This window comes from Janthinobacterium rivuli (assembly GCF_009208735.1).
Lineage (GTDB): Bacteria > Pseudomonadota > Gammaproteobacteria > Burkholderiales > Burkholderiaceae_D > Janthinobacterium.
Map to the genome: position 1 here is coordinate 1 of NZ_WFLJ01000051.1, position 727 is coordinate 727.

The 727-nt window shown below is 48.1% G+C and carries 2 tRNA genes and 2 rRNA genes; all 4 read right to left on the minus strand.

The window, feature by feature from the left end:
- A 23S ribosomal RNA gene (locus GCN78_RS28815) occupies positions 1 to 109 on the minus strand; the annotation flags it as partial.
- Between the two features lie 246 nt (positions 110 to 355).
- A tRNA-Ala gene (locus tag GCN78_RS28820) sits at positions 356 to 431 on the minus strand.
- A 19-nt stretch (positions 432 to 450) separates the two neighbouring features.
- A tRNA-Ile gene (locus GCN78_RS28825) sits at positions 451 to 527 on the minus strand.
- Positions 528 to 627: 100 nt separating this feature from the next.
- Positions 628 to 727: ribosomal RNA gene (locus GCN78_RS28830) — 16S ribosomal RNA — on the minus strand; the annotation flags it as partial.

Below are 727 nucleotides of genomic sequence, written 5' to 3' on the forward strand. Positions count from 1 at the left end.
TGCGGATCAAAGTGTGTTTGCTCACTCCCCGCAGCTTATCGCAAGCTACTACGTCCTTCATCGCCTGTAATCGCCAAGGCATCCACCATGTGCACTTATTCGCTTGTCCCTATAACGTTAGCCTCTGCTCACCGAGGTGACCAAAGAGCGCTACAGGGATAAGAAAGTACAACGTTGTTGCTTGTTTGTTGATACATACAATCATTACCCATCGATTCACCTTTTACGGCAAACCGATCAATAAATAATCTTTACTTCTTCCAGATTGTTAAAGAACGAAACAGCTTTGATCGCTAAAAGATCAAACCTAAACCACAGTCTTGTTGACCGGCTTACGTTTGCACTTTCAAAGTATTGGTGGAGGATGACGGGATCGAACCGACGACCCCCTGCTTGCAAAGCAGGTGCTCTCCCAGCTGAGCTAATCCCCCTGAGATATTACTAATTAGCTGGTAGGGCTGGTTGGACTCGAACCAACGACCCCCGCGTTATCAACACGGTGCTCTAACCAGCTGAGCTACAGCCCCAACGCGGTGCTACTACGACTACTGTTTCTTCTCTTACTAACAGCCGATAAGTGTGAACATTTGATGCGTGAATCAGTTACCTGATTCGTGCAAACTCTAGAAAGGAGGTGATCCAGCCGCACCTTCCGATACGGCTACCTTGTTACGACTTCACCCCAGTCACGAATCCTACCGTGGTAAGCGCCCTCCTTACGGTTAAG